At 65.9% G+C, this 8,683-nt stretch carries 2 protein-coding genes; both read right to left on the reverse strand.

What is annotated here, in order from left to right; all coding sequences use genetic code 11:
* Nucleotides 1-44: 44 nt before the first annotated feature.
* A complete protein-coding gene (locus PE058_RS00055; protein ID WP_271029548.1) occupies nt 45-7,685 on the reverse strand; it encodes an O-linked N-acetylglucosamine transferase, SPINDLY family protein in 7,641 nt (2,546 codons plus the stop codon).
* Nucleotides 7,686-7,760: 75 nt separating this feature from the next.
* Nucleotides 7,761-8,522, reverse strand: a complete 762-nt coding sequence (locus tag PE058_RS00060; protein ID WP_271029549.1) for a cephalosporin hydroxylase family protein — start codon at nt 8,520-8,522, stop codon at nt 7,761-7,763.
* Between the last annotated feature and the right edge of the window lie 161 nt (nt 8,523-8,683).

Raw genomic sequence — 8,683 nt, forward strand, 5'->3', positions numbered from 1 at the left:
TTATCCGAAGCTGTTGCGCGCCTCTGACAACGCGCGGCGACGCCTCAGTGTGTGCAATATGCCTTCCACAGTCCGCGATAGGCCGCCTCGACCTCACGCGCGAGACCGATGCTGTCGGCGCCGATGGGGGAGGCCTTGAACTTGTCGCGCAAGCTTGCCCGCAGACGGGCGAGCGCCGTGACATTGCTGGCCGCCGTGGCCGCGCGTGCGACATAGGAGTCGATGTCGTGCGTCACCCAATCGTCGAGGCCGACGCTGCCGAGGATAGACGCGCCGAACCGGCCGACCGGAGGACGTCCCGCCAGCGAGACCACGGGCACGCCGAGCCACAACGCCTCGATGGTGGTGGTGCCCGCGTTGTGCGGGAACGGATCGAGCGCGATGTCGATGGTGCTGTAGGCCTCCCACGTGCGCGGCTGAGGCGAAGTGTAGACCAGCTTCACGCGGCCGGGCTCTAGCCCGAGATCCGCGAAGCGCGCATGCCAGGCGATGCAGTTCTCTTCCTCGCGGAAGGGCTTGCTGTTCAGCACCAGGCGTGAGTTCGGCACCGACTTCAGGATGCGCACCCAGGCCTTGATGACGTCCTCGTTGATGCGCGCCGGGCGGCTGAAGCAGCCAAAGGTGACGAAGCCATTCTTGAGGGCCGGCAGCGGCGCCACGTCCGGCATCCCTTCGGGCGGCACATAGACATGGGGCATGCGCGACAGGCGGATCGGACGTTCCGAGAAGTAGCGCTCTGCGCCCATCGGCAGAAGTGCCTCGTTGATGAGGAAGGCATCGATCGCGGTAAGGCCCGTCGTGGTGCCTGAGCCCACCATGTGGGCGACTTGTATCGGCGCGGGCTTGCGGGCGAAGGTGAGCAGGCGATTGCCCGAGGTGTGCCCCGCGAGATCGACCAGGATGTCGATGCCGTCGTTGCGGATGAGCTCGGCCAGATCCGCATCTGAGAGGCCAACCGTCGAACGCCAGCGGGTGGCGTGGCGCTTGAACCTTTCCGTCACCGCATCGGGATTGGCGACCTCGGCATAACAGGTGACCTCGTAGCGCGACTGATCGTGAGAGGCCAGCAGAGACTCGATGAAGAAGCTCACGGCATGGTAGCGGAAGTCCGGTGAGACGTAGCCGATGCGCAGCGGGCGACCTGGATCGCGCGATCCGAGATAGGAGGGATTGGCGGGGCGCAGCGGAGCGGCATGAGCGCGGTCCCAGGCCTGATAAGCCTCAAAGATCTTCTCCGGCGAGAGATCGGTCCTGTAGTTCAAACAGAACAAATAGTTCGAATGAGCGATGGCGAAATCGGGCTTGAGTGCCACGGCCTGGGCGAAGCAGTCGGCCGCCTCGGGCAGGCGATCCTGCTGCATCAACGCCGTGCCGATGTTGTTCAGGGCGTTCGAATCGCGAGGGTTTAGCTCGAAGGCTCGCCGTGCCGCCGCTTCCGCCTCGCGGGCGTTGCCCGCCAGCGAGAGCGTCCAGGACAGATTGGACCAGGCATCCGAATAGTCAGGCTTCAGCGTGAGGGCGTGGCGCAAATGGGCTTCTGCCTCCGCGGCGCGGCCCATATCTTTGTAGACTGTCGCCAGATTGTTGTGCGCCTCCGGTGACGTGGGTGCCAGGCGAACGGCCTCGCGGCCTTGCACCTCTGCTTCCGGAAGCCGGCCGAGCATGCGCAGCATCGGCGTGATGTTCCAGCGGAAATCCGCGCGCTCCGGCATGGCGCGAATCGCGTCCGCAAGATCCTCTACAGCCTCGCTCAAGCGCCCGAGCTTGAAGGCCGCGATGCCGCGCAGGTGGCGGGCTTCCACGTCTTCCGGCGTCGCAAACAGGACCGCGCTCGCGAGTGCAAGAGAGCGCTCGAAATCGCGAGATTGGAACGCGTGCACCGCATGCTCGAACGCCGCGCGGATGGTCTTCATATCGCGCTTGCGATGTTCCCCGCACCATTCCTTCCAGAGTTTACGGAATGCGGTCTCGAGGTCCCGGGCGAGGCCGGGGCCGTCGGCGAGCGGAGAGGCTTCCACGCGCGCCCGCAGGCCCGCTCGCAGCGCCGCCAGCGACGCGACGTCGGACGCCTTCGCAGCCGCCAGAGCCACGTACGAGGCGACGTCTCCCGCAACCCAGTCGCGAAGGCCCACCGCGCCCAGGTTGCTCGCCCCGAACCGGCCAACCGAAGGACGGTCCGCAACCGACACAACCGGAACACCCAGCCACAGCGCCTCGATCGTCGTCGTCCCCGCATTGTGCGGGAACGGATCCAGCGCGATGTCCACTTTTCCGTACGCCGCCCACGTTTTGGGCTGTGGGCTCGTGTAAACAAGCACAAGACGATCCCGGCCCACTCCGTGCACCGCGAACCGCGACGCCATCAGATCCGAGAACGCAGCCTCTGAGAACGCCTTCGAGTTCAGCATCAGGCGGCTGTTCGGCACCCGTAGCAGGATCTCCGACCACGCCTTCACAACCCGGTCGTTGATCCGCTCAGGACGGCCGAAGTAGCCGAACGTCACGTACCCGTTCCGCAACGCCGGAAGAGGCCCCACCTCCGGCATTCCCTCGGGCGGCTGATAGGCCACCGGGATGCGGGACAGGCGGACGATCTTCTCCGAGAACAGGTGCTCGCTGCCGACCGGTGCCATCTCGCCATCCGACAGGAACACGTCGATCGCCGACATGCCCGACGTGTAGCCATGCCCAAGATGATGGGCCACCTGGATCGGGGCCGGCTTCCGCGCCATCGCCAGGATGCGGCTCGACGACGTGTGGCCGCCGAAGTCCACCAGGATGTCGATCCGGTCTGAGCGAATCTGGGCTGCCACCTCGTCGTCCGTGAGACCCACCGTCGAGCGCCAGGCGTTCGACATGGCCTTGAAGCTCTGGGTGACGTGGTCTTCGTTCGTCACCTCGGCGTAGCAGACGATCTCGAGCTTCTCCCGGTCCAGGTGCCGCAGCAGGGGATCGAGGAAGTGACGGGCGGCATGCTCGCGGAAGTCGGGCGATAGGAAGCCGACACGCAGCTTGCGGTCCGGGCTCCGGTCGTTCGCGAAGCTCACCTCGGCCGGTCTATGCGGACGGGCATGGGCCGCGTCGAACCGCTCGTACTCCGCGAAGATCTCCTCCGCGCTGCGGTCCGGATGGTAGTTCAGGCAGAACAACAGGTTCGCGTGAGCCAACGCGTAGTCCGGCTTCAAAGACAAAGCCCGGCGGAAGAGAGACTCGGATTCGCTGTATAATGAGAGGTCTTGCAACAGCAGGGCCTGATTGCCGAGCGCGCGCCAATTGTTGGCGATGGCGTCCTTCACACCGAGATAGACCTTCACCGCCGCGACGGGCTCTCCCTTCTGACGGAGGAGCTGGGCGAGATTATCGTGAATGTCGCCATCGTTCGGCATCAACTCGGCGGCCTTGCGCAGCACCACCTCGGCCTCCGAGGCCTTGAGCTGGCGCATAAGGCAGAGCCCGAGATTGCGGAGGATCTGCGGATCGTTCGGCGCGGCGGTACAGGCTTTGCGCAGCTCGCTCTCGGCCTCCGCCAGCCTGCCGCGGCCAGCGAGAAGGTTACCGAGATTTCCATGCGCGTTGGCAAATCCAGGCGCGCGGGCGATGGCCTCGCGATAGGCGGCTTCGGCTTCCGCATTGCGGCCTGCCGCGCGGTAGGCCGCGCCGAGGTTCGACATCGTGTCCGCGCGCTGGCTGCGTTTCGCCGCTTCCTGGAACAGCTCGATGGCGCGCTCTATGTTGCCGCGCCCATAAGCCCAGCCCGCTGCGCGCTGCAGCGTTTCGACAGCCTCCTCGCGGTCCACATAGCGCAGCCACAGGCGCTCGTACACGCGCTCGAGCTCGGTGGCGAGACCGCGCGCATCGCAGAGCGGGGACGCGGCCATGCGCGCGCGAAGTCCGGCGCGCAGGGCGGCGAGCGCTTCGATATCGGTCGCGCGGGCGATAGCCTTGGCGATGTACTCCTCACGCGAGATCGCGACCCAGTCCGAGAGGCCCAGCGAGCCCATGATGGTGGCGCCGAAGCAGCCGACGGAGGGCCGCGTCTTGAGGCAGATGGACGGCACGCCGAGCCAGGCCGCTTCGATGGTGGTGGTGCCGCCGTTGTGCGGGAACGGATCGAGCGCGATGTCGATGGTGCCGTAAGCTTCCCATGTCTTGGGCTGTGGCGTCGTGAAGACGAGGTCGATGCGATCTGCCGAAATTCCGTGGCCGGCAAAGAGGTCTCGGTAGCGGCGGCAGACCTCCTCGTCGACGAATGCCACGGTGTTGAGCACGAGGCGCGACCTCGGCACCCTCTTCAGGATCTCGCTCCAGGTGGCGATGACCTCGTCGTTGAGGCGTACCGCGCGGCCGAAGTTGCCGAAGGTGATATAGCCGTTGGCGAGCGCGGGCAGCGCCGTGACGTCCGGCATACCTTGCGGCGGCTGATAGGCCACCGGCATGCGGGGCAGGCGCTCGACGGGCTCGGAGAAAAGGTGATCGGAGCCCGGCGGGGCCAGCTCGTCGTCCGCCAGGAACGCATCCATCACCGAGAGGCCGGACGTATATCCATGCCCGAGGAAATGCGCGACCTGCACGGGCGCGGGCTTGCGGGCGAAAGTGAGCAGGCGGTTGCGCGCCGTATGACCGCCGAGATCGACCAGCACGTCGATGGCATCGCGGCGAATGAGATTGGCCAGCTCGTCGTCCGACAATCCGACTGTGCCGCGCCAATGCTCCGCGAGCGCCTTCAGGCGATGCGTTTCGGCGTCGGGGGCCGGTACTTCCGCATAGCAGAAGATCTCGACCTTGCTGCGGTCATGCCCCACCAGGATCGGCTCGATGAAGTGGCGCGAGGACTTGGTGGCGAAATCGGGGGAGACGTAGCCGACGCGCAGCCTTCGGCCCGGCGTCCGGTCATTCGGCCAGACGCAGTTCTTGGGCGCGTGACGATCGGCGTGCACCTCGCTCCAGCGGCGGAACTCCGCGAAGATCTGATCGCCGGTGAGGCCCGGGTGATAGGTCACCGCGAACAGCATCATGCCGTGACCCTTGGGATGGCCGGGCGCTTTCGCGAGCGTTGCCTGGAAAATCTCGATGGCTTCGGCGACACGCCCCTGATCCTGAAGCGAGTTGGCCAGATTGAAGCCGATCTCAGTCAGATCCGGCCTGAGCGCGAGGGCCTGGCGCAGATCGCGCTCAGCGGCGACGAGCTGGCCGCGGCGCATGAGGACGAGCGCGCGGTTGTTGAAGGCCTCGGCGTGATCGGGCTTGGCCGCGATCGCCTCGCTGAAGGCATCCTCTGCCTCGCGCAATCGCTGCTGGGCGGAAAGAGCGTTGCCGAGCGCATTGTTGGCTGCGGCGTGCCTGGGCTTTGCTTTGAGGACAGCGCGTGCGGTCGCTTCCGCATCGGTGAGGCGCCCAAGGCGGCGCTGAACATCGGAGAGATAGCAGCCGCTGTCGATGTCCGCAGGATCTTCGGACAAATGCTTGACGATGCAGGCCGCCGCATCGGCGAGACGTCCGGCGACCTCGAGGCGAGCGATCTCACGGGTGGCCGCGGCGCGGCGCTGGAGAACGGGCTCGCGGTCCGTCTGAGGCGCCTTGGGAGCCGCTTCCCCGCACCATTCCTTCCAGAGTTTACGGAATGCGGTCTCGAGGTCCCGGGCGAGGCCGGGGCCGTCGGCGAGCGGAGAGGCTTCCACGCGCGCCCGCAGGCCCGCTCGCAGCGCCGCCAGCGACGCGACGTCGGACGCCTTCGCAGCCGCCAGAGCCACGTACGAGGCGACGTCTCCCGCAACCCAGTCGCGAAGGCCCACCGCGCCCAGGTTGCTCGCCCCGAACCGGCCAACCGAAGGACGGTCCGCAACCGACACAACCGGAACACCCAGCCACAGCGCCTCGATCGTCGTCGTCCCCGCATTGTGCGGGAACGGATCCAGCGCGATGTCCACTTTTCCGTACGCCGCCCACGTTTTGGGCTGTGGGCTCGTGTAAACAAGCACAAGACGATCCCGGCCCACTCCGTGCACCGCGAACCGCGACGCCATCAGATCCGAGAACGCAGCCTCTGAGAACGCCTTCGAGTTCAGCATCAGGCGGCTGTTCGGCACCCGTAGCAGGATCTCCGACCACGCCTTCACAACCCGGTCGTTGATCCGCTCAGGACGGCCGAAGTAGCCGAACGTCACGTACCCGTTCCGCAACGCCGGAAGAGGCCCCACCTCCGGCATTCCCTCGGGCGGCTGATAGGCCACCGGGATGCGGGACAGGCGGACGATCTTCTCCGAGAACAGGTGCTCGCTGCCGACCGGTGCCATCTCGCCATCCGACAGGAACACGTCGATCGCCGACATGCCCGACGTGTAGCCATGCCCAAGATGATGGGCCACCTGGATCGGGGCCGGCTTCCGCGCCATCGCCAGGATGCGGCTCGACGACGTGTGGCCGCCGAAGTCCACCAGGATGTCGATCCGGTCTGAGCGAATCTGGGCTGCCACCTCGTCGTCCGTGAGACCCACCGTCGAGCGCCAGGCGTTCGACATGGCCTTGAAGCTCTGGGTGACGTGGTCTTCGTTCGTCACCTCGGCGTAGCAGACGATCTCGAGCTTCTCCCGGTCCAGGTGCCGCAGCAGGGGATCGAGGAAGTGACGGGCGGCATGCTCGCGGAAGTCGGGCGATAGGAAGCCGACACGCAGCTTGCGGTCCGGGCTCCGGTCGTTCGCGAAGCTCACCTCGGCCGGTCTATGCGGACGGGCATGGGCCGCGTCGAACCGCTCGTACTCCGCGAAGATCTCCTCCGCGCTGCGGTCCGGATGGTAGTTCAGGCAGAACAACAGGTTCGCGTGAGCCAACGCGTAGTCCGGCTTCAAAGACAAAGCCCGGCGGAAGAGAGACTCGGATTCGCTGTATAATGACAAATCCTTGCGGATGACGCCGAGATTGCTCACCCAGCGCTGCTCATTGGGAGCAAGCTCCATGGCGCGCGCTGTCGCGTTCCCTGCGGCGACCATGTGCCCGATGCGAAGCTTCAAGGCGCCGAGATTGCCGAATGCGATTGCGGAGTTGGGATCGGTCGCGACGGCTTTGTCGAGGAGGGCCGAGGCTTCATTGAACTTCTGAAGCGCCATCGCGGTCGCGGCGAGATCGGACAGAATGTCCGCACGGTCCGGGCGCAACTCCGCCGCGCGTTCCAGTGCCTTCTCGGCTTCGGCCGGCTTGTTCTGGCGCTGGAGCGCGACGCCGAGGCCGTGCCAGGCTTCCGCATAGGACGGGTTCGACGCGACGGCGTTGCGATAGCTTGCCTCCGCCGCCACAAACTGCCCCGCATCGCGTGCGATGTTGCCGAGGTTGTTGTGGGCCGGCGCAAATTTGGGATCGGCTGCGAGCGCGGCGCGGTAGGCCGCGGCAGCCTCCTCCGTTCGTCCCGCGGCGCGCAGCACGACACCGAGGTTGGCCTGGAAATCCGCCGCATCGGGTTTCAATGCGACGGCGCGGCGCCCCGCAACGATGGCCTGCTCGATGGCGCCGCCGCGATGCAGGGCAAGGCTCAGGATCTCCCAGGCGAGCGCTTCATCCGGTGTGATCTCCGCCGCGCGCTGCGCATCAACGGCAGCGGACCTCACATCCCCGCGGTCGAGCGCTTCCATGGCACGCTGCAGCAGCGCCTGGCCGTCGCTCGTTTCTCGATTGGTGACCGGCTGGCGCTGCATGCGAGCCCTTTTGCCCTATCGTGCCTCGCGCGGACACGGGATGTCCGCTGCTCCGAAACCACGCAAAACACGTGATCAAACGCGCCTCAGGAATCCTTTCGGCCAGTACGTGACACGCTCCGTGACGACGCCCTCGTTGAAGGGGAACGCCGGCTCCTCGAGCACGAACTCGGGATGGCCCGCGGCAAATTCTGCCGCGGCATCGAGGGGATTGTTCCAGCTCCAGTCCGGCGCGGTGCGCGGCGCCCCCACGACCTCTTTCATGATGCCGTCGGTCGCGACGATGTAGGACCCCGGCGTCACCATCGGGCCGTACGCCTCGAGCTCGGCGAGCACATGGGCCTTGGTGTGGTTACTGTCGAGCAGTACCAGCACCGTCTCGCCCGGAGAGAGGAGGCCGCGAACCTGATCGACGATCTCGGGCGCAACCGAGCTGCCCTCGACGAGCGTGATCAGCGGCTTCATCTCGTGAGCTTCGATCGCCTGCCGATTGTGCGGGCGGATCTCGATGTCGATACCGATCACGCGGCCCTTGCCCATGGCCTTGAACAGGCTGGCGTAGAATATCAGCGAGCCGCCATGCGCCACGCCCGTCTCGATGATCACGTCGGGCTTTACCCGGTAGATCACCTCCTGGATGCGCAGCATATCCTCGGGAAGCTGGATGACGGGGCGGCCCATCCAACTGAAAGAATAGACATATTTTGTATCCCAGCCGCAGCGGACCCAGGCTTTCGAGATCAGACGAAACGCCTCCGGACTGTCCAGCTTGTGGACCGTCTCACCGTTCGCTCCCTCGGCGATCACGACGCCATTGACCTCATCGATTTTAAGCATGGAGATGAGCAGCCTTTCGCGCGGGACCCTTCGGATAAGACTCGAATGCGCGCGCCGGACTGACCAATCCAGCGCGATCACGGAGTCTCACTTGAGCTCCCATCTCCATGCGATTTGGCTTGCCCCAACCTGAACGCTGGGTTCGCCATTCGAACGCGAAA

Source organism: Hyphomicrobium sp. DMF-1 (assembly GCF_027886585.1).
GTDB classification, from domain to species: domain Bacteria; phylum Pseudomonadota; class Alphaproteobacteria; order Rhizobiales; family Hyphomicrobiaceae; genus Hyphomicrobium_C; species Hyphomicrobium_C zavarzinii.